The organism is Psychrobacter urativorans, assembly GCF_904846675.1.
Lineage (GTDB): Bacteria > Pseudomonadota > Gammaproteobacteria > Pseudomonadales > Moraxellaceae > Psychrobacter > Psychrobacter urativorans_B.
This window is the reverse complement of record NZ_CAJHBT010000004.1, coordinates 38,487-65,246: the sequence shown is the minus strand read 5'-3', so window position 1 is coordinate 65,246 and position 26,760 is coordinate 38,487. Positions and strand designations below refer to the sequence as shown.

Genomic DNA, 26,760 nt, shown 5'->3' with positions numbered 1-26,760 from the left:
GGCTATTAAATCGTTTTTATATAGCTTTTACATAAATAGCTTTTATATGAAAGTGTTTATGGCTAGTTTTTGTACTTATGATTAATCTTTATACTTATGGGTAGTCTTCATATTTAATGGCAGGTTCGATTCATTAAAAACAACACTTAAGAAGAATTTGCCTAACGAGAATAGATGGGGGTTTTATGTTGAGAAGTCAAGGTAGCGGATTAAAGATAACCAGCGCTAAGGATAAGCAGGCAGTTACTTAACAGGGGCCGTTAGTAGTGCTATAGTTAAGTTAAAGCTATCTGCTATAAGGATTACTATCATGACTTACCAACATGTTTTATTAGTCACGGACTTATTACCCGATGCTGATGTGGTCGCGCAAAAAGCCCGATATATCGTCGCCAATCGTCCTGAATCCAAGCTATCAGTATTGCACATCGTTGAAGACGATATGGTGCGCTTTGGCTATGAGCTGGTACCCGCCTCTAGTCTTTCTGGTGAGACCGATGGTGAGCACTGGATAGATGCACGAGCCAAGCTGGCACAATTTATCGAGCGTAATGAGCTACAGGCTGTCAACTCAGCGGTTACGGCCGCCATCTCCAACGATAAAGGCATCGTCAATTATTGCCGTGAAAAAGAGGTTGATCTACTCATCATTGGCCGCCATGAGCGTCGTGGTATTGCAGCCTGGTTGGTCGGTGCAACAGCGGACAATATCTTACCTAATGTGCCTTGTGATAGCCTCGTCGTCAAGCTCGATACGCCGATGACAAAATAAGACTGTCGTCACGAACCGGAAGCACTAGCTGACATTAATAGCAGCTACCAAAGATAATGTGCCACTACTTAACAGCAGCCATTAGTAGTGCTATAGTTAAAGCTATCTGCTACGAGGACTACGCTCATGATTTACCAACATATTTTATTAGTTACGGATTTATTATCTGATGCCGATATAGTCGCCCAAAGTGCCAAACATATCGTCTCTAATCGCCCTGAAGCTAAATTATCGGTATTGCATATCGTTAAAGACACGATGGTCGGCTTTGGCTATGAATTGGTACCAGCCTCCAGCCTATATGACGAGATTGATGATGAACGCTGCCAAGTTGCGCGGGTCAAGCTCGCTAAGTTCCTTGAACGTAATGAATTAAATGCTGTTAATTCTGAAGTAACTACGGCTATCTCTAACAGCGAAGGTATCGTCAATTATTGTGAAAAGCATGATGTCGACTTGCTAGTGATTGGACGTCATGAGCGCCACGGCATTACAGCCTGGCTGAGCGGAGCTACTGCGGATAATATCTTACCCAACGTACCCTGTGATAGCTTAGTGGTCAGACTTGATAAACCAGTCTCAAAACGCAGTTAATCTCTTTGCTCATTTAAAAATGCTTAAAGACAGTTAGTAACAATAATTAGTAAAGATAACGAAAAAAAATAATGACTAATAAAAAGCGCAGCGTAGAGTTTTCTTTACGGTGCGCTTTTTTAACGCAGGTAGCGTAAGCTGTTTTTAAAACCACTTTCAAACTCAACCCTCTTGAATAATATCAATAAAGGTCTGCCAAATTGGGCTTTGATGCCGCGCTTTATGCCAGACTAGCCACCATGTTCGAGACAAATCAATCCCCGCTACTTTTACCTGCACCAAATTACCCGCTGCTAATTCTGTGCTAATCACATACTGCGACAAACAGCCGAGGCCAATATCAGCACTAACCATATGCTTAATCGCCTCTGACTGCTGAATCGCCATAATAATCTCGGAATCGGGCATATGTTGCAATAGTTGTTCATCAATAATCTGCCGCGTACCCGAACCGGCCTCACGTACTAACAACGGCAACTTTGCCAATTGCGCAGTAGTTAGCCGATAGCAGTTCTCATCCTCATCATAATCTGCTAAACCCGCCAGCCATTTACTATCACGCTTAGCAAATACCATCAAAGTATCCGTGCGCCATGCACGTTGCTCAATAACTTTCATATCCGTCGGACGCGGCTTGCCTTCCACTAGCGCAATATCAATATTTAATTGCTCAACCTCCGCCACCACCTCTTGGGTATTGGCAATATACATATCGACATTAACCCCGATAATACCATCGGGAAGTGCACCGTATAGTTTAGCGAGTAATGGGGGCAAGACATAATTGCCAATAGTAGTACTCGCACCAATATGAATCTGTCCAGCTTGGTGCTTATGGTAGTGTTCTAAAGTTAACGCTTGCCCTAGAATTGCTTGCGCTTGCACATAAATGGGATGGGCATTGGCATGTTGATTGAGCCTGCGCCCAACTCGCTCAAACAAGGGCATCTGTAACCGTGCCTCCAATTCGGCCAAAGCACTACTGACCGCTGACTGTGATAAATGCAGCTCTTCACTGGCGCGACTGGTACTGCCCGTTTGATAAATACTAACGAACACTGCCAGTTGCTTAAGAGTAATTTTTGGTAAGGTCTGCAGTGGTTTTTTCATTATTTTTTATTACACCCTATATATTGGAGCATTTACCTTAGCTAGTTGACCTAAAAAACCGATAGTTTCTATCTTATTAATCTGTTTTTATTATAGAACAGCCTACTTTATAATGTCCATTCATAAGCTTATGCTCATTTGGATTATCCAAAAAGCATAACTTCTCAGCGTTGTCAGCAATTACTTTGTTTAGCGCTGAAACATTAAACTTAAGCAATCAATAATAAATAGATGCGTTAATAGGATCGTGAGTCATGAATGCCTTTACCCAGTCAGTCGCCAGTTATATCCCACGCGGTCGCCACCTTGCAGGGCTTATCGTCGTATTTATCGGCAGCTTATTTTGCTTATGGCTAAATACCAGTTTAAATACTTGGACCAATGGGCGTATTGTTGGCCTGTCTTCATTAACGTTAGCCATTTTAATCGGCATAGTACTAGGCAATACTATCTATCCGAGTGTCGCTGAGCGTTTAGAGGCAGGGGTCGGCTTTGCCAAGGGTCAGATTTTACGGTTAGCCATTATGTTCTACGGCTTTAAATTGACCTTGACGCAAGTTGCCAGTGTCGGTCTACCCGCGGTTATGAGTGATGCTTTGGTATTAACTTCAACGTTTTTATTAACTTATTGGCTAGGTACTAAATGGCTAAAGGTCGATAAAAAAACCACTTTATTAATTGGTTCAGGTGCGAGTATTTGCGGTGCGGCAGCAGTTATAGCCGCTGATCCAATTGTCAAAGCAGAGGCGCACAAAGTCACTATTGCCGTCGCAACCGTCGTAGTCTTTGGTACCATTTCTATGCTGCTCTATCCCTTTTTATATCATCTTGGCTGGCTGCAACCTTGGCTAAGCGCACAAGATTATGGGGTATATACCGGTTCAACCATTCATGAAGTTGCCCAAGTCGTGGTCGCCGGTAACGCCATTAGTCCTGAAGTTGGTGATACCGCAGTCGTGACTAAAATGATTCGAGTAATGATGCTCGCGCCGTTCCTGTTGGTTTTATCCTTCGCCTTAACCCCTAGTGGTGGAACTAACGACAGTGAGAAACTCTCGTTCATCTCTCGTGCCAAACAAGTCAGGGTACCTTGGTTTGCCTTTATCTTTATTCTTATCGTTCTGCTACATACTTGGATAAATCTGTCAGAGGGCTTTGAGCAGGCGATGGTAGTATTAGATGATGTACTCTTAACCATGGCTATGTTTGCTTTAGGCTTAACCACTCATCTGAGTGCTATCAAACAAGCTGGGGTCAAGCCGTTAATATTAGGAGCGATTATGTTTGGCTGGTTAATTATCGGCGGCGGTCTAATTAATATCGGTATTAGCTTTATATAAAAGAGCGCTACTCCACGACTGTCATTACATTGGTAATAATAGAGTTTAAAAAATGCCTACATATAGATGTAGGTATTTTACTGTGACTAATAATCAGTCATAAATGTTCAATCTAAACGCTATCTTAGTAATAAATGCCAAGCCCAAATTGCAGACGAAAAAAAACGAACCCGAAGGTTCGCTTTTTTTTATCATATTATAATCATTACTTACTAATTAAAGTAACTAGTGACCATTATATGCTAATTACACAGCAACGATGTTATGTGCTTGTGGGCCTTTTTGGCCTTGAGTTACTGTGAACTCGACTTCTTGGCCTTCAGCTAAAGTTTTGAAGCCTGAACCAGTGATTTCGCTGTAATGAGCGAAAACATCAGCGCCGCTTTCTGGAGCGATAAAACCAAAGCCTTTAGCTTCGTTGAACCACTTAACTGTACCTTTCATAGTATCTGACATATCTATAATCCTACTTTTCTAATTTATTAATGGTCTAATGACCGGCAACGCTTGCAAATAGCTACTGAACGATAAATATTAAAACGAAGGATTATAATTAATGCTACGAGGTAATGATTTGGTGCAGAACTGCTCTTAAGCTTGGGTCTATTATAGGGGGCTAATTACACTATCGCAAGCTTTATTTGATATTTCGGCTATCTGGTTACAAATATAGTGTTAATAGCATAATATTTAAGCGTTTTACGGTTATTTTCATCTAAGAACACGTAAATGCCATTAGATTCACTATTAAATACTAAGCATCAGGCAATCGGAACAACACTACCGCCACCGCACCACAAACTAACGCTACGACCCACGCTATCCATATTAAATCATGGGGTAGACGATAGAACAACATACTGGTCGATAGCCCCATCATAATGGTCGCGAGCCACTTAGCATAGCGCGGCACTGCATGGCGATCTTCCCAATCGCGGACGAATTTGCCAAAGAGTCGGTGGTTGATAAGCCAAAAATGAAAACGCCGCGAACTACGCGCCCAGCACCCTGCTGCCAGCAAGATAAAGGGCGCAGTCGGCATAACAGGTAGCACTGCGCCAATAATCCCCAATACAAAAAACAACCAGCCCAGAATCAAAAACGTCCAACGTACGGTAGGGCTAGCAGACTGATTGGTCTTTGGACGATAATAAAAGGGGTTTTTCTTTTCAGTCATGATGGTGATGTGATTACCTGTAGATAAAGGTCAGGTAGCAAGCGTTACCTATATAGAAGGATAAGCATGCAATAATCAATAAAGAGGTGCAAGAAGAGTTTTGCGTCTTTATTGCTGGATTTATACACAAGCTAAACGGCTATTAGTATATGGTTATCACAAACAAAAGTAGTCACATAAAAGAGGTTGCCAAGGTATTTTTATCGATGGTCACAGGTAATAAACCTTCCCTTGGTGCGTCACGGGTAATGGGGACAGCTACGGCAGTCGCCACTGGTGGTGCTTATGTGTCTACGCTACAAAAGAGACAACACTATGCTATTTATCTAGTGAACTTAGAAACCAATCAAATTGAATGGGTCAAAACAGGTATCGTGTAAGGCAATGTCTTTAAGATGCCTGTTGATAATAGCTATACCCTGCCAAAAGTGCTTGATTCTTTATATGTTGAATAAGAATAAAACTGTTGTTTGATAAGTTAAGGTGTATAAAAAATCGCTCACAGTTTAGGTTAGAGCGGTATCGTCAATTTCGATTTGACTTAAAGATAAGTGCTGTCCGATGGTGAGGTGGTTCATGGTGTTCCTTATGGTTAAGGTGGAGTTTATTTTGTGAGATAGAATCGAAACTAAATTTCAAATGTGTAAAATAAACCTTGCAAAAACTATCACACATAACAAATTTAATATATATATGCATAATTTTACCTAAGCGATAAGATACTTTGCTAAAATAAGCTCACTTATGTATTAGTATATATATTAATAACAACTTATTTCGCTTTACCATAGGAGGGCGATATGACCGATAAATCGACGTTCGTCCTTAAACTATCTGGTATAGACCTTAGCGATATCACAGCAGGTGACATGGCACGTATGCTAGCTAACTTCTGTAAACTATTAGGTAGTGAAGAGTTATATTTGGATAGTATCTATTCAGGCTCTGCTGTAGCAAAAGTATATACAGATAGAGAACTATACATACCAAAGCTCGACAAGCTGAATCAGAGTATTGCAGCTAATCATCTAGCATTAGATGAAATACAGTCTGTTGTACGGCGTTATGCAAAAAACTTCTCTGGAATTGATGCTAATATTTTAGCTAGTAGAACAGCGAGCAATGATGATGAACTCGAACAAATTTATCATATTGATTATCGAAAAGCTGCGGCGCATGTTTTTGAACAAAATGAGACTTTCGTTGGAAAGCTTTTAAAGCCAGCACATGGTAAAGATGAGACTGACCATTTCACAATACTATTAGCAAATGAAAATAGAGTTTCAGTAGAGATGAATAAAAACTTATCTTTTGAGATAGCTCCATTTTTAGAAGCATTATGGCGGCACGAGAGTTTAATAAAATTTTCGGGTCTCGCTAAGTACGAACATCAAGACAACTATAAAATAAAACTAAAGTGTTTTAATGCGTCATCTTTTAAAGTAATCCCAAATACTATGACAGCAAAACTATGGATGAAAGAGTTTGTAGACATGGGCGAAAGTGGATGGCAGAAAGAGGAAGAGCCTATTAAAAACTGGCTTAAGGAACGTCATTCATGATCATTATGGCAGATGCTAATTTACTAATTAGTCTAGTAGACAACAGAAGTGATTACAGAATATTCTCACAATATTTTGAAAGAAACGAAGCGATCTTAGCTCTGCCTACTCCTGCTGTAGCGGAGTTTTTGGTGATGGATGAAAACTACAAACGCTCAGACTTTCTAACAATATCTAGTAACTTTTGTCAAATATTTGACCTTGACATGAAATCTGCTCGAATGACTGCTAATATATTTAGGGATTTGTTGAAAAAAGGGTATTTTAAGCACAAAAAAGGTGACAAGCAGAAAGTTAAAGTGGATATACAAATAATAGGGATGACTTTGGCTAATCAAATACCTAAAATATTTACAGGTGATAAAGAAATAGAGGACATTATTAAACTACTAAACTTACCAATAGAAGCCATAGATATTAAGAAAAATAATGAATTTTTTGATTTACCTTTGTTTAATAATTATAAGTAATGAGTAAGTATCAAAATACAACTAATATAAATCCTTATAGTTCTCTCCTCGCAATATGATTAAATCAACTCTATTATTTTCATAAGCTTTACTACTTCATTCAGTATTTCTTAATACAATTTTATTATGTATAAGCTCTACTGATAAAATCTTCATTGCCATGTACATTCTGCTAAATCTCTATACGCTCAATCAGTTTGCTCTTTGCATTCAGCCTCTTAAATACAAAACTAACTCAAAGCTAAGCGTTCTCTAATATATAGCTCATGTCCGTCCTAACCCAACAATGGACTAACCGCTATTTCTCTTCTTAAGTTATATACCAGCGTATTTACCCTATTTGCCAATTGCTGCTCACTATCGGTATAAGTATCTTTTTTGAACAAAGCCTTCGACTTCCTAGCTGCCTTTATATAAGCACTGTTTTTGTATAGAATCTCAGTTAGCTCTGTATTGATAGTGGCTATCTCGCTTAGATAAGAATCTAATTTATGATTACTAGCAGTAAGAGAGACGATTATATCTTCTAGTTTTTGTGAGTTATCGAGAATAGATTTTATACTTTCTATGATTAACTTATCTTGGTTCTCAAAAGCTCTGGTATTAGCGCGAGATTGTAATGTAGAGAGGATAACTATAGGTATGATTAGCATGACTACACTAATTAAGTAAGTCATGAGTGTTGTACCCGCACCGCCCAAGGCTAGTACCAAGAACCAAATAACTAATATCGTTAGTAGCCCCGCCATCATGCCTGTAAACATTGATATAGAAGGTAGCCACTCCCTCAATCTATCTATTTTAGTAAAGCCAAGACTATCAATCATCTCTACTTTGATATCTATCTTGTCAGTAGATTTTATCTCTTCTATTAATATTTTTATATTTTCAGTATATTCTACTAAGCGGCTGCTAGTTTTCAGCTCTTTTATAATAAGAGATATATTGGCTTCTAACTTAGCAATACTAGCATTGACCTGTTCTTGTAACTCAGTGACTTTGTTAAAGATAAAGCTATATTGCTCATAGGTATTATCATAGGAGCTTCTGCTCTTGATTGATTGTTCATGACTACCGCAAGTCAATAAAAATAGTATAGTACTTTTAAATTGACTCTCATAATGCTCTTCTCTAGCGAAGGATATATTAGAATAGGTCTTTAGCTGTCTATACTTTGGAGAGTCTTGTAGTGTTTTTCGATATAGAATATATATAGGGATAGCAAGTAGCAAAATTATAATGATAAGCTTAAAAAAGATACTATCCATAAGTGTATTCCAGTTCTAATAAATTTATAAATAACATTTATGGGTTACTACTAAAAAACATGGCTTATGATAAATCTCATCATAAGCCATGTTTTTATAAATAGTTGGTAATGCTTACGACTTTACCTTCTTATAGCGCTTTTAACTGATCCATCTGCGCCGTCATTGCGGTCAACTGCCCTTCTAACTCAATCAGTTTTGCTTTCTCAGCTTCTACCACTTCGGCAGGCGCTTTACTGACAAAGCCTTCATTGCCTAATTTTCGCGAGATACCTTCAACTTGCTTTTGTAGCTTTTCATGGGCTTTACCCAAACGAGTTAGCTCAGCAGTCGGATCAATTAACCCTTTCATCGGTACGAGTACGCGCAGCTGTCCAATCATACTCGACGAGGATAGTGGCACTTCATCGCCTTCTTTTAGAATGGTTAAGCTTTCGACTTTTGCGAGTGCTTTAAACTGATTGGCGATACGTGCTAGACGCTCGTCCTCAACCAGCGAGACGTTTTGTAGCAAGACTGGTAACCGTACGGCGTTGCCCAATTTCATCTCACCACGGATATTACGGACGCTAGCGATGAGCTGTTGTAGCCATGCCATATCCGCTTCAACTTGCGTGTTAATTTGCGCAGTATCCGTTTGTGGATAAGCAGCGATGACGATGCTATCAGTATCTTTACGATCTAATAGAGGGGCGATAGTTTGCCAAATTTGCTCAGTCAGATACGGCATGATTGGGTGAGTGAAGCGTAGCGCAGTCTCAAGGACATGCAGCAATACATAGCGAATTTGTGCTTTACGCGTATCCGTCACCGAGTCATCATTTAAGCTGGCCTTAGCAAGCTCAACATACCAATCACAATATTCATTCCAGATAAATTCATAGATATCATGACTGACCATGTCCAGACGATACTGACCAAAATGCTGATGGATATTGGCAATCGTAGAGTTCAGACGGCTGATAATCCACTTTTCAGGAAGCTCCCACACTTCAGGCTTAGCCGTTTGATCGATAGGCTTAGCAGTACCTTCGCTATCAACACAGTTTATCAATACAAAGCGACTGGCATTCCATATTTTGTTACAGAAGTTACGATAGCCCTCAACGCGTTTTAGATCAAAGTTGATATCGCGACCGGTACTGGCTAATGACGTGAAGGTAAAGCGCAGCGCATCGGTACCGAACGCTGGAATACCTTCAGGGAACTCTTTACGGGTTTGCTTTTCGATTTTGGCCGCGTCTTTCGGGTTCATCATGTTGCTAGTACGTTTGGTCACTAGGGTCTCAAGATCGATACCATCAATGATATCAATTGGATCGAGGACATTACCTTTAGACTTAGACATCTTTTGTCCAAAGCTATCGCGGACTAGACCGTGTACATAAACCGTCTTAAATGGGACTTGCGGGGTGCCATCTTCATTTTTGACGAAGTGCATGGTCATCATAATCATGCGTGCCACCCAAAAGAAAATGATATCAAAGCCGGTGACCAAAACACTGGTCGGATGGAAAGTCTCCATCACTTTTGCATCAGCATTGCCATCTGCCCAGCCCAGCGTGCTGAACGTCCAAAGACCGGAGCTAAACCAAGTATCAAGCACGTCATCATCTTGGCGTAATTTTACGCTATCGGCTAGATTATACTTACTGCGAACTTCCGCCTCATCACGCGCGACATAGATGCTACCTTCCTCGTCATACCAAGCGGGGATACGATGCCCCCACCAGAGCTGACGGCTGATGCACCAGTCTTGTAGGCCATTCATCCATGCCATATACATGTTTTTATATTGCGCAGGAACGAATTCAATTTGGCCTTCTTCTACCGCAGTAATCGCCGGCTGAGCAAGTTTTTCAACGGCCACATACCATTGATCGGTCAGCCACGGCTCAACGATTGCGCCGCCACGTTCGGCACGCGGTGCTTTGAGTGCATAATCTTCAATTTCTTGTAGCCAGTCTTGTGCTTGCGCTTGCGCAACGACTTGCTTACGAGCAGCAAAGCGTTCAACACCAGCATAAGTAACACCAGCATGGTCACTTGGGGTGGTCTCTAACGTTGGTTCACGGGTTTGCAAATCTGGATAGACTTCCATTGCTGGTAAAATATTAGCATGCTCATCAAGAATATTAATCAAGGGCAACTCATGACGACGACCAAGCTCATAGTCATTAAAGTCATGGGCAGGCGTTATTTTTACACAGCCAGTGCCAAAGTCGCTCTCGACATAATCATCGACAACGATAGGGACGACACGGCCAGTAATTGGTAGCGTAATGCTCTTACCGACCAGATGGGCGTAACGCTCATCGCTTGGATTGACCGCGACTGCGGTATCCCCTAATAAGGTTTCAGGGCGCGTAGTAGCAACGACCAGATAGTTTTTACCATCTTGGGTTTGTAAATCACTATCAGTAAAGTGATAACGGAAATGCCAAAGGCTACCTTTTTCGTCATGATTTTCGACTTCCAAATCAGACAATGCCGTCTGAAATTTAGGATCCCAGTTGACCAAACGCTTACCACGATAAATAAGCCCATCGTCGAACAGACGTACGAATACTTCTTTAACCGCATTAGATAAGCCATCATCCATGGTAAAGCGTTCACGCGACCAATCGACTGAACTGCCCAAACGACGAATTTGACGGGTAATATTATCGCCCGACTCCTCTTTCCACTCCCAGACTTTATCGATGAAATCTTCACGGCTCATATCACGGCGCTTGATTCCTTCTGCTTCTAAACGACGCTCAACCACCATTTGCGTGGCGATACCCGCATGATCAGTACCCGGTTGCCATAAGGTATTGTCACCATCCATGCGGTGATAACGGGTTAACGCATCCATAATAGCGTTATTAAAGCCATGTCCCATATGTAAGGAGCCAGTAACGTTTGGCGGCGGCAAGGCGATAGAGAACGATTCTTCTTTATCAAAGGTTGGCTGAAAATAGCCACTCTCTTCCCAGCCTTGATACATGCCCGCCTCGACTTCGCCTGGGTTATAAGCATTTTCGAGTTGATTTAAAGCGGCTTGAATGGAGGTGGTTAAATTAGTTTGGTTGGCTTTGGTGTTTTGCATATTGGGATGGTTACTCATAAGGCTCTCAGACTAAAACGTAAATGGATATAAATGAATAATAGTAAGCACGCCTAGCTATCGCTGAATTCATACAATTAACCAACGCAACAGGGGTTAAAAAATAATGGCTGCTAGGGATAATAAGCGCAATTAGTAATGAGACAGCGCAATAACTGTAAAACGTGCCAGCAAAAAAGTTAGTGCCATGATTTTATCTCATATGAGCAGATTTTGTTAGCATCGGATGATTTTTCCTTTATCTATAGCGTAAAAAAGATTGATAAGCTTAACTTGTAACCATAATTCATAAACGATATAAGTCAACTACCATGACCATTAATAAAGCCAATGACAAGTCCAATGACAAGTCCAGTGATAGTAATAACAAGAAGCTATCGAACTCTGACAGCCAGAGTGAAGAAATCGACCATATTGCTGATGAAAACCATAAGAGCGTTAGTAATAGTGACGATACCAATAATGATAATAACAACAATGAAAATGACGATGACGATGACGATGACGATGACAATAATGATGATGATAACAACAATGAAAATAATGACGACAATGATAATGAAGACAGCGATGAGGAAAATAATAACCTCAATGCTACCGAAGAGCTAGACGATGAGGTTTTCTCGGAAGGCGTCAGTGACGAAGATAAAGAAACCATTAAAGAAGTCGCAGGCGATGACAATGCTAGTGCACCCAAAAGCTACGCCAGCATTTTAGTTGAGCAAGTTATTGATGCCAAAGCAACCTTTAACCGCTCGCTTGGCTCATTATTTACCAGTGCCTTTACCGCAGGGCTAGAGATTGGTTTTAGTTTGTTCGTTATTTTATCGGCTTTCGCTCTCCTTAGTGAGCTGATACCGAGCCAATACGCCATCGTTTTAGCGTCTTTATTGTATCCACTCGGTTTTATTATCGTAGTCATTGGTCAGTCGCTATTATTCACTGAGCAAACCTCTCTTTTAAGCTTGCCGGTACTCAATAAAGTCGAACCTGTGAGTAAGCTGCTGCGTTTATGGGGTATTGTCATCGCCGGTAATATCGCTGGCGGTTGTCTGTTCGCAGCACTCATGATTGGCTTAGGCATTAATATGCAGCTGTTCAGTATTGCTGATATCGATGCTTATGCCCAGCATGTTTTGGACTTTGAGTGGTGGGTGATTTTTGGTAGCTCAATCCTGGCAGGCTGGATGATGGGGGTCGCAGCATGGCTAGTGACCTCAGCCCGCGATACGATTAGCCGTATTGTATTGGTATCAATAATTACCGGTAGTATCGGATTTTTGGGTTTGCATCATAGTATCGTGGGCAATATCGAAGTATTTTCGGCCTTGATGTATGGCCATACGGTCAGTTTAATGAGTTATCTGTTGTTCTTGGTGATCGTACTGGTGGGCAATACCATTGGCGGGGTAGTATTTGTAGCGGTACTCAAAAACCGTACCTTCTTGTTTGATTTTACTAAGATCAAAGATGAAGCCGATGAAAAAGAAAAGGACCATAGAGCGCGGATGAATGCTCGCCGGCGCTAGGCAGTGTTTGAGATTGCAACTTCGATTAGAATAAATGTTTCGACTAGCATAAAGGCTGTACTAACTTTAAAGTTAATACAGCCTTTATTTTCAATAGCATTTTGAATATTATATTTAATGCAAAGACAGGCTGGAGCTTGTTAGCGAGATTTTAAGACTAGTTGACTTTTTCGCTATTCATTACCGCCGTACCATAAGCGATAGCCTCTACCATACTGCCCAATTGGTTGATATTGCTGACCTCAAAGCGCAAACCATAGATATGGCTATAGCCTTTAGCGTGAGCTTGGGTTCGCATACGTACTAGTGCTTCACGGCGTGCGCGCTCTAGCAAAGTCTCATAAGTGGTTAGATTTTTACCAAATAAGCTTAACACCCGCGCAATCACCATTTTAAAATAATCTTGCGCAATCACTACACTACCGAGTACCAGCTCACCTTCACTATTAGCCATCAGTGTCGGTCGATAAAAACGCTCGGTCGATACAATAATATGATTTAACGCTTTTTCTGAAATAGCTAACTGTGCCAAGTGCTGACGCTCATGACGCGCACCAAAGAACCAGCCGACCACAAATAACACAATAAGGGGCGCATAGTTAAATAGCATTTGAGTAATAGAGTTATTCATGGCACGTCTCTTATCATAAAAAACTTAGCCAAAAGGATTGAAGCGCGGCAAGTCTGCGACCGGCGCTGGCGTTTGACCCTGTTGTTGTTGGTCATAGGGCGCGTTAGCCGGTTGATTTTGAAAAGGTTGGTTATTTGCTGGCTGGCTTTGTATACGTACGACCTTGACGGCAGTGCCATAAACAAACAGCTCGGATGCCCCTTGCGCAATACTAGAAGTCGAAAAGCGCAGACCAACCACTGCATCGGCACCCAACTCTTCCGCCTTCACCACCATCCGGTCTATTGCTTCTTGCCGCGACTCTTCTAACAACTCGGTATAAGCCGTTAGCTCACCACCAACGATGTTTTTAAGGCCGGCAAACAAGTCCTTACCGACGTGCTTTGAGCGCACGGTACTGCCATAAACCACATCCAAACGTTCAGTGATTTGATAGTTTGGCAAGTGCTCAAGGTTGGAGAGTTGCACAGTCATGGTATTACCTTATAAGAATGATAGGCAGAGTTTATAGACAGCGCTGGCCCGTAACACTAATGCTAATCATTGGTATGGAATAATAAAAATAGCTCGGTTAAATTACCTTCGATGCTATTGGCCATTTGCGCCAGTTTATCTTGATCGGCACGCATTTGCGCCAGTTCAGGATCTTCATCCCCAATACCACTGAGCACAATCATGGGCAAGGTTAATACGGCAACGTCTTCGGCGGTATCTTCAGCTTCGAACCAATCACTAGCTTCATCGCCATACATCGCATCCACGAAACCAATCGACCATGCCACAATGTCGGACTCATCTGAGAAATCAACCGCAACTTCTTCATTGCCCGCGTCTTCACTAAATGGCAGCACAATTGGCGTCTCATTTTTGAGCTCATCCATAATGAAAGCGCGCCAGCGATGAATGCCGTCGATGACGTTGTCTGGAATATCTTTCACATGGCCTTCAAACAGCGCATCTATCCAGTTTGGCAGTGGACGCCCAATGACAGTAGCGGTCAAAAAACCATGGGTGGCGACACTATCAAGCACAAACGGGCTCTCTTGGTTGTCTAAAAAATCCAGTAATTCATCAAAGCTTAGCTGGTTACTCATAGATCACTTGTCCTTGGGTCGATAGGTTATTTGTTACTAGATATGGCGATTAAAAAGGTAAATTCAGCTTAGCACAATTAGATAATGATAATCCTATCATGGGTGATAACTAACGCCCATGATGAATGTTAAATATCGTCATCATCCCAATCCTCATCACCGTCTTCATCGAAGTCATCTATATCATCCAAATCGTCTTTTAGCTCTTTTGCCAGACGCTTCTCTTCCAACAAATTATCAATTAAACGGCGTTTCTCTAAGCTACTTAAACGCGTGCGTACGCTAGTTTCTGCCTCTTCTACCATTTTGGCATCATCGTCATCAACGAATTCATTATCAAAATCATCATCGATATCAGCTTCACTCATGACAAGCTCCTATAGTTTGGGCAAAAAATTAAAATAATGAGATACATATATGCCTTATAAAGTCTCTGTCCGACATTGTCAATCATTTTTGTGCTGAGGTTAGCTTTAGAGGAGCTTTAGGAATAGTTATAATCGTCAATTATTCCTCTGTATTTTTTATTCCTCTGTACTTTCGCTCATCAATACCGCATTGCGTACATCAGCGAGACGCTCCATTATAGAGGCATTACCGCCATCGAATACCGTGCATTCACGCTCATAAACGGTGGTTGGACGCTTTAAGTTATGGACTTGAATGTGATTGCTGAGCTGCTTGAGACCGGCATTTGGTAATAAAATCAGCAGACTCTCTTTGCGGCCTACAGTCTCAAGTAACTGTCTCATAGCACTGGCTTGACCTTGATCACTGACGCCAGCTTTAGCAGGCAGTGCAAAGCGCGACAGCTCAATATGCTTGGTATGAATAATTTTATTAAGCATTAAATACAGTTTACCAAGCATCACGCCTGCCAGCGCCACTTTTGCATGGTCATTATTGGCTTTGAGCACCGCACAAGCACCATTTTCATCAAAGAATGGTTTATTTACGGCACTCACCCCTAATAATAATGGCAGCGTCAGCAGCTCGTTGAGCGCTTGGTTCAACAGCTGAGTACAAAGTGCCAAATACGGCATACGCATCTCAGGTGTCAGACGTTCAAGCATATTAAACTCATCATGGAACACAATCTGTACGCTGACATTATCAAAACTGCGGGTAGACGACAGTTTTGAGCGGCTAGGCGTAAATTTATTACCACTATTCATCTGACCATGAGTGCGGTCCGTTTCTAGGTCGCCAGCTCCATTATTATTACTACGGCTTGCTTGAGAGTCAGTGCCTTGCTCACTATCTTGTTGCGAATTGACATAAGTATTCACCCCATCATGAAAAGCCGCAGTATTAATTCCTTTGTTGGCAGAGCCATTAGCGGCATTATTACTAAGACCATCGTCATTCCTAATATTGCCATTACTAATATCGTCATTAACTGGCGTATTAGAATCAACAGAATGGCGACCGTAGCGCGACTGTCCCGCCTGCTTAGAATGCTCACGGTGGTGATCATCAATATCTCGGCTTAACGCATTGATTTGCGCTTTAGTAGGGCGAGCGATGTAGCCGTAAGCCACCCACAATAACAAATGGAAAATCAGAGAGCCGATAATGAACAGCCACTGCATGGCGATAATCTCGCCTTTGCTAATATCTTTTAGGGTCAGCGCCACGCTACCAATCACCACATCGCCTTTGGTCGCGATTTGACTGATGGTAATACCTTGCTGCATCGGCGCATTGCCCACCGGCACTAAAATATCATCATTGTTGTCTTTAATCACCAAGCGCGCAATATCCTGCTCGCTGGTATAGCGATTGGCAATGACACTCAGGCTCACACGATCTTTATTTTCTAAAGACAGGCGCGCCTCATCGATGAGCTGGGTAATCATCTGCTCACCCTTTTGTTCACGGCTTTTGGTAAGCTGTTGGTCGGTGCTAATCACCAGCAGTAGGGTCTGCAAACAAAAACTGACCAAAATAATTATGGCAAACAACCCTTGCCGCGGCGCTAAATACGTCATGATATCGTAAACTTTTTTGAATAAGGGAAGTTAAAAAATGAGACCAGTACTCATTTTCTGGAAAAATGTGCTACTAAAGCCGGTAATCATGGCACTACAATCAGCTTAATGTAAAAACGAATGAGATTTAAAAAACAGCCTCAATGTGAATACTTTTATCAAGCTACACTGACTTTATCTACTATATCATCATAGTGCTTGTTATAGATGCCGTCATCATAACGCTTTTATCATCTACTTTTTTACTTTAATACCCTTTAGGGCGTTAATAAATGCTTATACTGACAGCGGGATGTTGCTAAAAAATACTTCATAGATCATCTATAGGCGCTGCACGGTAAAGCTGTTATTATTCCTAATCTTATGTGAGCATACAAGGGACAATTGAGCCATGCCAAAAAATACGCCGTACTCGTTACCAAAAGACAGCAAAGCATGGCAACAAGCCGTCGATTCTATCGCCTCCTTGTTGCCTGATGAGACCAATTTGCAGGATTTTGATGCGCTACAATCGTTGCCGGTATTTGCCTTGATCGTAGTTTTGCCTGCGCACGTGCCAGCACTTGATATTCATCAGTATGTACAGTCATGGGTCGATAAGCAGCCGAACTGGCATTTGGTGACGGTTGAAGAAGATACTAAGGCCCGCTTTGTTAATATCACTATTGACGATACGGATGTTAGTACTGAAGTTAACGATAAATCTGTTACTCACTCTGCCTCCAAACCTCCTTTTATCCCTGCGCAGGTGTTCCGTTATTTGCTAGTGCCCGTTACCGCAACGCTCATGCATCCCGCTAAAAAGACGGCTGCTGCGCATATTATTGATGACCAGCTGACGACCAGCTTACGTCGTGATTTAACAGAGAACTATTTAGAAGAAAAGCATTTAGCAGAAAGCGCTTCAATAGAAGGCCATAAAAATTATTCAAATGCACAAGATACAGCGCTTGATAGTCTAGACCTAGTCGATTGCCATATTTTATCTATCGGTCAAATGCTGCGCACGCATAAACTGGTCTGCTTCGATATGGACTCCACTTTAATTGAACAAGAAGTCATCGTTGAGCTGGCCAAAACCGCAGGTGTCGGCGAGCAAGTCGAAGCTATTACAGAAGCGGCAATGCGCGGCGAGATCGATTTTGATGAGTCTTTTGCGCAGCGTATGGCATTACTAGAAGGCATTCCTACCACAGTTCTCGATGAGATTTGTGCGCGCCTCACCTTATCGACGGGCGCTCGTACCACTATTAGCGCCTTTAAAGCGTTAGGTTATCATACCGTTCTGGTTTCCGGCGGCTTTACTTATTTTGCACGTTATGTCGCTGAGCAATTAGGGATTGATGAGGTCCATGCCAATCATTTGGATGTTGAAGATGGCGAAGTGACCGGTCATATTCAGCTGCCAATTCTTAACGGCGCGAAAAAAGCCGCTATCGTGGCACAGATTGCTGAGCGCTTAGGCCTTGAGATGACACAAGTGGTCTGCGTGGGTGACGGCGCTAATGACTTACCGATGATGGCCAACGCCGACTTAGGCGTGGCTTATCATGCCAAACCTATTGTACAAGCGCGTGCTGATGCCGCTGTCAATGTCACTGGCCTTGAAGGCGTGCTGTACGCGCTTGGCTATCCGGCACTGGTTCCTGCCAAATAATTGCCATAATGCCTACATTATAAGCTAGGTTAATGTGTCTATCGTTAGCCTAGCTTTTATAATTTAAATGACTTTTAATAGTATTTTTTAGCACCGAAGTTTTAGCACTGAACGTTAACGCTTTTTTATGACTTTTAAACAAGTTGTCATTTATAAACAATAAAGGAATGTCCATGACGGCATCACCATCCCCACGCCCAGATTCGCCGTCGCCGAGTCCGCGAGTAAAGACTGCTCCCGTGCCTAATGATAACCCTAAGCAGCTATTAGGCGTCTATATTAAAGGTATAGTCATGGGTGCTGCTGACATTGTGCCAGGAGTATCCGGCGGTACGATTGCACTGATCGCGGGGATTTATGAGCGCTTGATTAATGCCCTTAGTAGCATTGGCCTTAGTCTGTGGCAATTATTTCGTCAAGAGGGCGGCATCAAGGGCTTACTGGCAGTTTGGCGACAGGTTGATGCCACATTTTTATTGTGTTTGGTATTGGGTATTGCCACCAGCTTTGCGACCTTAGCTGGCATTATTAAGCACTTACTGGACAATGAACCGCTGCTTATTTGGTCATTTTTCTTTGGGCTAGTGATTGCTACTGTGTTCATTTTATTAGCTGAGATTAAGCGTTGGAATGCGGCGCGGGCTGGGCTATTTGCTATTGGTCTTGTCGCGGCGGTGATTATTAGCAGTATGCCGTTGCTGACCACCACGCCAAGCCTACCGTATTTGTTTCTTGCAGGCGCGCTCGCTATTTGTGCGATGATATTACCCGGTATTTCCGGGTCATTTATTTTATTACTGTTGGGCGCTTATGATACGGTTCTGGAGGCGGTTCACACCTTTAACATGTCTATTATTCTCACTGTGATGGCAGGTATGGTAAGCGGGTTGCTACTATTTACGCGCATGCTCAAATGGTTGTTAGCGCGTTATTATCAAGGCACATTGGCGCTATTGACGGGTTTTATTGCCGGCTCATTGGTAAAAGTATGGCCCTGGAAAACCGATGCCTTAGGCACGCTAGATACAGAGGCTATCAATAACGTGGCGCCGTGGCATTATCCTATTGGCGCGCATTGGCTCACTACTATCAGCCTGATGCTATTGGGCGCAGTGCTAGTCTCAGCACTATCTTGGTGGGGACATCGTAGCAATCGCGCTTAAGCAAAATTATGAATTATTCAGTGCTAGAACATTTTTAAAATAGTTTTTGAATACCTTTAAAGCGCTCGCTACCCATCATCATCTATAATCTAATAGCGAGGTGGATGATGATGTTGACTATATTTGCAAGCAGCAGTGGCGGCTTATGGAGTGGCAGTTCATGGGGTGGTGATGCACTATTTTTATATATCCTGAATGCTCTATGAACTGTCATGCCAGGTTCATAGTACATTGTTACACGATGCTTAATACCCTCTACGCAACTACTAAAGAATTAAGTGTGCTAAATGTTTATAATTGACTCATGTGACTCTATAACTGCATAACTGCATAACTGCGATAAGAATTGTTATAAAGTAGGTTTTATTTTATTTATTATTTTTTAGGAGTTCGACCATGTTTACTATTCCAGTTTTAGATGTTAAATCTGATCCATTAGATGTGTTGCTGGCTGTGATTGGCTATCGTTTATCGATGCTTGCCAGTAGCGATGACGAAGATATCAAAGCCTTGTTCGCTGATAAACAAGTGATCATTGAATTTGCTAGCGATGAGTCTGACGTGGCTCGTTATTATCAGTTTGATAATGGCAAATTTAGCCAAAGTAGTGGCCATGCCGATAAAGCAGACTTGACGATTACCTTCAAAGACTCAATGACGGGTGTGAAGCTACTAACCCAAGGCGACTTGCCTGCTTTTATGACTGCCGTACAAGACAAAAAACTAAGCATGGATGGTAATTATAGCCTACTTATGTGGTTCAATAAGCTTGCCAAACATATCGTGCCACCTATCCCTGAAGAGCTAAAACCACATATCCAACGCGCCAAACCTTATGTTTATAAAACCCAAAAATTTGCGGAACATTGGATTGGGGTGGCCAAACATAAACTAGGTAAATAATAATTAAGGCAATGATAGGCCGTTATTAATGTCAATTAAAAGCATTTAACGCGTCCCTGCTTTTTATATTGAGGTTGCGGTATACTACGGTTACCGCAACTTTTTTTTGACGTAAATATTTAGAGTTTTTGTGTTTCGTATCATCTCTTATAAAAGGATTTAACTCATGGCAGGACTGCTTTCAATTACAGAACCTACCGCTAAGAGCACGGACGAATTTTTTGCTTCCACGATACCGACTCTAGGCCAATCCCCGACCAATACAACGCCCACTATAAGTAGCCGCGAACAAATTGCCCAGCTGTTTGATTTGCCATTGATGGATTTATTACTGCAAGCACAACTTATTCATCGTGAGAGTTTTGTCGCCAATGAAGTACAAATCAGTACCTTATTATCGATTAAAACGGGTAACTGCCCTGAAGATTGTGGCTACTGTTCACAATCCGGTCACCACCGTGATAAAACCAAACTACAAGCCGAAAAGCGCATAGACGTTGATAAGGTCGTTGCCGCTGCCAAACGCGCAAAAGCCACCGGTTCATCACGCTTTTGTATGGGTGCCGCCTGGAAGCATCCGAGTGCGAAAGATATGCCCTATGTGGTCGAGCTGATTAAGGAAGTTAAGGATTTAGGGCTTGAGACTTGCATGACTTTGGGTATGCTCAATCCGGATCAAGCAACACAATTGGCCGATGCCGGACTGGATTATTATAACCATAATCTGGACACTTCGAGACGCTATTATGAGCAAGTGGTCAGTACCCGAAGCTATGATGATAGGCTAGATACACTCTCCAACGTGCGTAATTCAGGCATCAATGTCTGTAGTGGTAATATCGTGGGCATGGGCGAGAGCCGTGATGACCGTATCGATTGGGTGCATGAGCTGCTCAAAATGCCTAAAGCCCCTGAGTCTATTCCGGTTAATCTACTTGTGCCTATCGCCGGCACGCCCATCGGCGATAAAGTATTAGCAGAAGGCGAGCTGTCCGTCCTTGAGTGGATTCGTACCATTGCGGTAACGCGTATTTGCTGCCCAAGTAGCTACGTGCGTCTGTCTGCAGGCCGCGAGAGTTTATCAGATGCTGAGCAATCATTAGCCTTTATGGCAGGTGCTAACTCATTCTTTTATGGTGATAAACTGCTAACCACTGGCAATGCGAGTCAATCAGGCGACGATAGACTCATGCGTGAGCTGGGCTTAACCAAGCAATTTGCGACGCCAAGAGCACCCAAAGCTCTACCCGTTCTGGATGCTATGAGTGGTCATGAATCACAAGTCATGCTAGCAGACTAGCTCAAACTGACGTGAAGGTATGTTAGCAGACTTTTATCATTTACCAATCTGCGGTAAGCTTGCCGGCATTCATTTATGTTAAAAGATAGAATAATTAGAGAGATTGTATAATGGCAGATTATTTTAACTGGATTAAAGCGGCACACATTATATCAATGGTCACCTGGTTTTCGGCGATTTTTTACTTGCCGCGCCTGTTTGTTTATCATGCCATGAGCGACGACACCATCAGCCAAGAGCGCTTTACTATCATGGAGCGTAAGCTGTATCGCGGTATCATGACCCCATCGATGATTGCGACTTGGACTTTTGGGCTTTGGATGGTATATCTAGGTTGGGATGTGTACAAAACCCAAGGCTGGCTACATGTCAAGATTTTCCTAGTGATACTATTATCAGCCTATCATGGCGCGTGCGGATTTTATCGTAAAAAGCTCATTGATAATCCAAAATATAAGTCACATGTTTTTTGGCGTTGGTTTAATGAAATGCCCGTTTTTGCTTTAATTATTATCGTCATTTTAGTGGTGGTCAAACCGTTCTAGAGTTTACTTAGTGCTAAACTTACTCATTACCGAAGTTGATAACTTTTAACATGAAAAGCGTCCGTAACTTATTAGCTACGGACGCTTTTTTAGGTCTATAAGAATTTATTTCTTCAATATATTAGACTAGATATTTAAGCGATCTTAAGCCATTGGGCGCATTATTTGGTAGACATGGCTCAAATCATAAACACGATAGCGCGCTGGCTCTTGGCGGTTTTCACCGGCATAGCTTAATATCAGCGCTTGTTTAGCCCTTTCATCAACCCAGCCGACAAACAGGCCGCTGTGCTCGATATCATTATAGCCATGATTGATATAATACAGCCAATCCCCTATTTCAATCTCATTACTACTGGCATAAGGCCCTTCTGCATAAGCACCTTTATGTACCGTATTCTTGGTCACCCCTGCCCGATTAAAAACGGCATTAAGATAGTCCCAGCAGCCGCCTTGAATAATAGTGCGCTCATTGAGACTCATAGCGCGAGCAGTACTCATTACATCGCGAGCTGCAGGGGTACTGTATGCCTCCGCACTACTCAATAGTGGCAAATATTTGCTATCGACATTGTCATAGTTTCCTGACAGAAACGCGGGTAGTACCATAGGCGCTTGTTGTACTTTGGGATAACGATAAGAGGCATTCACAACTGGCGTAGATTGCGACTTATAGACGTAGGTATTATTAGTAACAGGCTCGGCATCGAAAGCATAGTGATTATTAGCCGTTTGATAACTGGTCCCAGTTACCGGATACTTCGGGGTAGGTATTGAATAGTTTACGGTAGGCGCTGAATAACTGGTACGAGCGCGTTGAATAGTAGAGCGCGTGCTGACTTTCGCAGAAGGCACGACCCACTCGGGCTGGACAGATTTTTGTGCAATAAGGGCGCTCATACTGTCGGCATGCGCCTGACTGCCACTCGCTGCCATTGCTAAAAACAATAAAGCTGACGTAGACTTTATAACAGTAGACTGAACAGGTAAATAATAAGATAAGTTTGAGCAAACATGATGAACAAACGGTGACTTACGTAAGGCGGTAACCGATAAACAAGGCATAATCTGCTCCTCTCAAGACAGTAATGATGGCAGTAAAATTGCCATGGCTATAAGATCAACAACGTCTAGTTATAAACCATTTCGCTAGAACAGTACAAGCATTAATAACGCTTTAATAAACGATGATAGGTATCAAATCAGAGATGAAAGGCAGGAATAAAAGATTGAAGTATTAAAAAAAGGTTAAAAAGGACAAGAAGTTAACCTCAATAACGCTAAGTAGAAATAAAAGCTAATCGCTATTCATTTTAATATTGACATGGCGTTTGCTAAGCGCTTGTCCTTGTAAAATAGCTTTGGTCGCTTGCACTTCTTGCAGACTATCAAAACCGCTAATGTGATATTTACGCTGATTGTCCGCATCCACAATTTGTAGTTGCTCGCCATCTAACGTAACTTTATCATTTTCTAACAGGTGAATGTGCTCGCGCTTGCCTTGATTGTCATGCACCAGCTCGCCATCTCGCACCCACAATATACCGTTACTGATAATACCAGTCATGGCTTTTTTGCGTTGCTGCCGCTTCTGGTTAAAAATAAAACTACCGATAATTAGCAGTGCCAACGCCCCAATCGCTAGGCGTTCTGACAATAGACTCATGGCCAGTGCCACCACCACTGCACCCACCAGTAATGCCGCTCCAAACCAAAACAACCCCTTATCACCTGCGGCTGGCTGTCCTTGTAAGGTGATTTTTGCGCCGTCATCAGTCAGCTTAAGCATGCGTTACTACCTACGGGCAAATTAAAGGGGATCATTAAAACGGGCTACTATAAAGCAACTAAAAATATAGAGCAGCTAAAAAGCAATCAAAGATTAAACTACCAACCTAGCGCTGTTTTTTGCATAGTGATAAGCTCAGCAATACCTTTTTCAGCAAGGGCCAGCATGTCATCAGCTTGAGCGCGGGTGAATGGCTTTTCTTCGGCAGTTCCTTGAAGCTCGATAAACTCGCCTTTTTGGGTCATAACGACATTCAGATCAGTATCACAACTGGCATCTTCTTCGTAATTTAAATCTAAATAGGCCTCGCCATCTTTCATACCGACGGATACCGCAGCAACCAATCCAATCAATGGATCAGCTTTGAGCTTTTTGGTTTTTTGAATGCTCTCAAGCGCATCAATTAAGGCAATGGCCGCACCGGTGACACTAGCAGTACGCGTGCCACCATCGGCTTGCAACACATCACAATCAAGATAGATAGTGTTTTCACCCAACTTGCTCAAATCTATCATCGCCCGCAAGCTACGACCGATAAGGCGCTGAATCTCTTGGGTACGGCCTGATTGCTTACCGCGTGCCGCTTCACGTTGATTACGGGTATTGGTCGCGCGTGGCAACATACCATATTCCGCAGTAATCCAGCCTTTACCTTTGCCTTTTAACCAACGCGGTACGCCGGACTCAACACTGGCTGTACACAATACTTTGGTATCGCCAAAGCTGACCAACACTGACCCTTCGGCATGCTTGGTATAATGGCGCTCAAAGCTAATCGAGCGAAGTTGGTCAAGCTCACGGTTATCAATACGCATAAAATTTCCTAGTACGGTCTTATAAATAGTTAGACAGTTGAATCTTGAGATATCCTAACGTGACAACGTTTCAATAGCAAGTTTCTAATAGCTAGCTTCTAATGGCACAATAAAGACCTACTATTGGGACGCTTTTTTGACGAAAGCTAGAAACTAGCAGCCAGAAACTAGAGTCAAAAATCTATTGTAACCCTTCCATCTTACGCAATTCTTTACGTAATATTTTGCCAACGTTTGATTTCGGTAATTCATCAACAAACTGTACATGACGTGGGCGTTTATAGCCGGTCAAATTCTTTTTACCAAAATCAAGCAATTCTTGTTCGGTGACATCAGATTTTTTGACTACAAAAATCTTAGGGTCTTCGCCGCGCTGATCACTTGGAATGCCAATTGCCCCGCACTCTTTAACCGCTGGATGTTCGCTCATAATTTCTTCGATCTCGTTAGGATAGACATTAAATCCCGATACCAAAATCATATCTTTTTTGCGGTCGACAATTTTGATAAAGCCTTTTTCATCCATAATCCCGATGTCGCCCGTTTTCAGATAACCGTGCTCAGTAAAGGTCTCTGCTGTCTCATCTGGGCGGTTTTGATAACCAATCATCACTTGCGGGCCTTTAACACAAATCTCACCGCGCTCACCAATGGCAACTTCATTGTCATCATCGTCAATCAATACCACGTCGGTACTAGAGGCTGGTATACCAATCTTTCCAGTAAATTCGGCAATAGTCATCGGATTAAAAGCAACTACCGGCGAGGTTTCAGACAAGCCATAACCTTCCACAATAGGCAAACCGGTAATTTTGTGCCAGTCTTTTGCGACGCTTGGCAATACTGAAGTACCGCCACCGATAGCGGCTTTTAAGTTGGAGAAGTCTAAATCAGCGAAGCTATCTTTATTTACTAAGCCATTAAACAAGGTATTTACCGCTGGAATAAAGGAGGGCTTATATTTACCCATCTCTTTAATCAAGCCATCTAAATCGCGTGGATTGGGAATCAGCAAGCCGGCGTAGCCTTGGTACATGCCATACATCCCACAAACCATAAATGAGAACACATGGTACAACGGCAACGCAGTCAAAATCACATCATCAGCATTGGCATCGTCGTCAAAGGCACTGTCCATCAAGGCGCTAATTTGCAGCATATTGGCGACCAAGTTTCCGTGGCTGAGCATTGCGCCTTTGGCAACACCCGTCGTACCGCCGGTATATTGCAATAACGCCACATCACTGAGATTCAAATCGGGACGCTTGTATTTACTGGCAGATACCGTGTTTAACGCATCTTTAAAGCTGGTGCTTTCCGGCAAATGATAAGAGGGAATCATTTTTTTGACATGACGTGCGACGAGATTAACTACCGTGCCTTTGACCATGCCCAACATATCGCCAAGCTTACAGACAATAAGATGCTCAACTTGATCTTTGTTTTTAGCTTCTTGATAGGTTTTGGCAAAGTTTTCGACGATAAATAACGCTTTTATACCACTATCTTGCAGCTGATGCGACAACTCACGGCTGGTATACAAAGGGTTCACGTTAACCAAAATCATGCCCGCACGAATAATGCCAAGCGCGACGATAGGATACTGCAAAATATTGGGCATCATCACGCCGACTTTATCACCTTTTACCAGCCCTAACGACTGTAAGTAACTGGCAATCTGACGGCTATATAAGTCTAATTGCTTAAAGCTGATTGACGCGCCCATACAAATATAGGCAGGCTTCTGTCCATAACGGCGGAAGTTACGCTCGAATACATCAAGCAAAGACGTTTCATCTTCGGGCATATCAATAGTGGCACTGATACCGTAACGCTCATAGGCGTTGAGCCACGGTCTGTCTTTAGGAATCGTTGGCATGGTCGGAAATGCAGTCATAGGTTCTTCACCTTTAGCCATACGATTTTCATGATGCGCTTTGC

At 42.4% G+C, this 26,760-nt stretch carries 26 protein-coding genes; 12 read left to right on the top strand and 14 right to left on the bottom strand.

The features are described 5' to 3' along the window. Window positions 1-310: 310 nt before the first annotated feature. Both JMY06_RS03510 and JMY06_RS03505 read left to right on the top strand, forming a co-directional pair. Complete coding sequence (locus JMY06_RS03510) at window positions 311-772, top strand: universal stress protein (RefSeq protein ID WP_201616241.1); 462 nt, start codon at window positions 311-313, stop codon at window positions 770-772. A gap of 126 nt (window positions 773-898) precedes the next feature. After that, window positions 899-1,366: a universal stress protein gene (locus JMY06_RS03505; RefSeq protein WP_201527267.1), complete on the top strand. Its 468-nt coding sequence runs from the start codon at window positions 899-901 to the stop codon at window positions 1,364-1,366. A gap of 162 nt (window positions 1,367-1,528) precedes the next feature. Here JMY06_RS03505 and JMY06_RS03500 read toward each other — a convergent pair whose 3' ends face one another. Next, window positions 1,529-2,476 (bottom strand): LysR substrate-binding domain-containing protein, encoded by a 948-nt coding sequence (locus JMY06_RS03500; RefSeq protein WP_201527266.1) that lies wholly within the window; start codon window positions 2,474-2,476, stop codon window positions 1,529-1,531. A gap of 254 nt (window positions 2,477-2,730) precedes the next feature. Between JMY06_RS03500 and JMY06_RS03495 the strand changes: the two genes are divergently transcribed. Continuing rightward, window positions 2,731-3,816 carry a YeiH family protein gene (locus JMY06_RS03495; protein WP_201616239.1) on the top strand — a complete coding sequence of 362 codons (1,086 nt, stop codon included), beginning with the start codon at window positions 2,731-2,733 and terminating at the stop codon, window positions 3,814-3,816. A 246-nt stretch (window positions 3,817-4,062) separates the two neighbouring features. Here the strand turns inward: JMY06_RS03495 and JMY06_RS03490 are convergent, their stop codons facing one another. Then, entirely contained in the window at window positions 4,063-4,272 is a 210-nt protein-coding gene (locus JMY06_RS03490; protein WP_320157741.1) for a cold-shock protein, read from the bottom strand. A 298-nt stretch (window positions 4,273-4,570) separates the two neighbouring features. Beyond that, a complete protein-coding gene (locus JMY06_RS03485; protein ID WP_201527264.1) occupies window positions 4,571-4,993 on the bottom strand; it encodes a YbaN family protein in 423 nt (140 codons plus the stop codon). Window positions 4,994-5,142: 149 nt separating this feature from the next. On the opposite strand from JMY06_RS03485, the gene JMY06_RS03480 reads away from it, so the two are divergent. The 3 genes from JMY06_RS03480 to JMY06_RS03470 all read left to right on the top strand — a co-directional run bounded on the left by JMY06_RS03480 (window position 5,143) and on the right by JMY06_RS03470 (window position 7,025). Continuing rightward, complete coding sequence (locus JMY06_RS03480; protein ID WP_201527263.1) at window positions 5,143-5,373, top strand: hypothetical protein; 231 nt, start codon at window positions 5,143-5,145, stop codon at window positions 5,371-5,373. 420 nt (window positions 5,374-5,793) lie between these two features. Continuing rightward, window positions 5,794-6,555: a hypothetical protein gene (locus JMY06_RS03475; RefSeq protein WP_201616237.1), complete on the top strand. Its 762-nt coding sequence runs from the start codon at window positions 5,794-5,796 to the stop codon at window positions 6,553-6,555. Next, window positions 6,552-7,025: a PIN domain-containing protein gene (locus tag JMY06_RS03470; protein WP_201616235.1), complete on the top strand. Its 474-nt coding sequence runs from the start codon at window positions 6,552-6,554 to the stop codon at window positions 7,023-7,025. The genes JMY06_RS03475 and JMY06_RS03470 overlap by 4 nt, the downstream gene beginning before the upstream one ends. A 275-nt stretch (window positions 7,026-7,300) precedes the next feature. Here JMY06_RS03470 and JMY06_RS03465 read toward each other — a convergent pair whose 3' ends face one another. Together JMY06_RS03465 and JMY06_RS03460 are read right to left on the bottom strand one after the other, a co-directional pair. Further along, complete coding sequence (locus JMY06_RS03465; RefSeq protein WP_201616233.1) at window positions 7,301-8,293, bottom strand: hypothetical protein; 993 nt, start codon at window positions 8,291-8,293, stop codon at window positions 7,301-7,303. 130 nt (window positions 8,294-8,423) lie between these two features. Next, on the bottom strand, window positions 8,424-11,384 hold the full coding sequence (locus tag JMY06_RS03460) for a valine--tRNA ligase (protein ID WP_201616350.1): 2,961 nt from the start codon (window positions 11,382-11,384) through the stop codon (window positions 8,424-8,426). A 329-nt stretch (window positions 11,385-11,713) separates the two neighbouring features. Here JMY06_RS03460 and JMY06_RS03455 point away from each other — a divergent pair, with 329 nt between their 5' ends. Continuing rightward, complete coding sequence (locus JMY06_RS03455) at window positions 11,714-12,931, top strand: formate/nitrite transporter family protein (protein WP_227672142.1); 1,218 nt, start codon at window positions 11,714-11,716, stop codon at window positions 12,929-12,931. A gap of 157 nt (window positions 12,932-13,088) precedes the next feature. On the opposite strand, the gene JMY06_RS03450 is transcribed toward JMY06_RS03455, so the two are convergent. From JMY06_RS03450 to JMY06_RS03430, 5 genes are all read right to left on the bottom strand, one after another. Continuing rightward, window positions 13,089-13,562 carry a YbjQ family protein gene (locus JMY06_RS03450; protein ID WP_201528558.1) on the bottom strand — a complete coding sequence of 158 codons (474 nt, stop codon included), beginning with the start codon at window positions 13,560-13,562 and terminating at the stop codon, window positions 13,089-13,091. Between the two features lie 24 nt (window positions 13,563-13,586). Beyond that, on the bottom strand, window positions 13,587-14,036 hold the full coding sequence (locus tag JMY06_RS03445; RefSeq protein WP_201528556.1) for a YbjQ family protein: 450 nt from the start codon (window positions 14,034-14,036) through the stop codon (window positions 13,587-13,589). A gap of 62 nt (window positions 14,037-14,098) precedes the next feature. After that, complete coding sequence (locus JMY06_RS03440) at window positions 14,099-14,656, bottom strand: UPF0149 family protein (protein ID WP_201616231.1); 558 nt, start codon at window positions 14,654-14,656, stop codon at window positions 14,099-14,101. A 128-nt stretch (window positions 14,657-14,784) separates the two neighbouring features. After that, entirely contained in the window at window positions 14,785-15,024 is a 240-nt protein-coding gene (locus JMY06_RS03435) for a PA3496 family putative envelope integrity protein (RefSeq protein ID WP_201528552.1), read from the bottom strand. 156 nt (window positions 15,025-15,180) lie between these two features. After that, the gene (locus tag JMY06_RS03430) at window positions 15,181-16,647 is read right to left on the bottom strand and encodes a hypothetical protein (protein ID WP_201616229.1); all 1,467 of its coding nucleotides are present in this window, start codon (window positions 16,645-16,647) and stop codon (window positions 15,181-15,183) included. A gap of 391 nt (window positions 16,648-17,038) precedes the next feature. Here JMY06_RS03430 and serB point away from each other — a divergent pair, with 391 nt between their 5' ends. The 5 genes from serB (at window position 17,039) to hemJ (ending at window position 22,215) form a co-directional block, all read left to right on the top strand. After that, window positions 17,039-18,304, top strand: a complete 1,266-nt coding sequence (gene serB / locus JMY06_RS03425; protein WP_201616227.1) for a phosphoserine phosphatase SerB — start codon at window positions 17,039-17,041, stop codon at window positions 18,302-18,304. A 173-nt stretch (window positions 18,305-18,477) separates the two neighbouring features. Next, window positions 18,478-19,467: a DUF368 domain-containing protein gene (locus JMY06_RS03420; RefSeq protein WP_201616225.1), complete on the top strand. Its 990-nt coding sequence runs from the start codon at window positions 18,478-18,480 to the stop codon at window positions 19,465-19,467. Between the two features lie 396 nt (window positions 19,468-19,863). Beyond that, window positions 19,864-20,370: a hypothetical protein gene (locus tag JMY06_RS03415; RefSeq protein ID WP_201528544.1), complete on the top strand. Its 507-nt coding sequence runs from the start codon at window positions 19,864-19,866 to the stop codon at window positions 20,368-20,370. A 166-nt stretch (window positions 20,371-20,536) separates the two neighbouring features. Continuing rightward, complete coding sequence (gene bioB / locus JMY06_RS03410) at window positions 20,537-21,670, top strand: biotin synthase BioB (protein ID WP_201616223.1); 1,134 nt, start codon at window positions 20,537-20,539, stop codon at window positions 21,668-21,670. A 110-nt stretch (window positions 21,671-21,780) separates the two neighbouring features. Beyond that, window positions 21,781-22,215 carry a protoporphyrinogen oxidase HemJ gene (gene hemJ / locus JMY06_RS03405; protein WP_201528540.1) on the top strand — a complete coding sequence of 145 codons (435 nt, stop codon included), beginning with the start codon at window positions 21,781-21,783 and terminating at the stop codon, window positions 22,213-22,215. Between the two features lie 144 nt (window positions 22,216-22,359). Here hemJ and JMY06_RS03400 read toward each other — a convergent pair whose 3' ends face one another. From JMY06_RS03400 to JMY06_RS03385, 4 genes are all read right to left on the bottom strand, one after another. Further along, on the bottom strand, window positions 22,360-23,280 hold the full coding sequence (locus tag JMY06_RS03400; protein WP_227672141.1) for a hypothetical protein: 921 nt from the start codon (window positions 23,278-23,280) through the stop codon (window positions 22,360-22,362). 232 nt (window positions 23,281-23,512) lie between these two features. Then, window positions 23,513-24,004, bottom strand: a complete 492-nt coding sequence (locus JMY06_RS03395; protein ID WP_201528538.1) for a hypothetical protein — start codon at window positions 24,002-24,004, stop codon at window positions 23,513-23,515. Window positions 24,005-24,102: 98 nt separating this feature from the next. Next, window positions 24,103-24,819, bottom strand: a complete 717-nt coding sequence (rph, locus tag JMY06_RS03390; protein ID WP_201616221.1) for a ribonuclease PH — start codon at window positions 24,817-24,819, stop codon at window positions 24,103-24,105. Window positions 24,820-25,000: 181 nt separating this feature from the next. Continuing rightward, a complete protein-coding gene (locus tag JMY06_RS03385; RefSeq protein ID WP_413786277.1) occupies window positions 25,001-26,737 on the bottom strand; it encodes an AMP-binding protein in 1,737 nt (578 codons plus the stop codon). Window positions 26,738-26,760 lie beyond the last annotated feature (23 nt).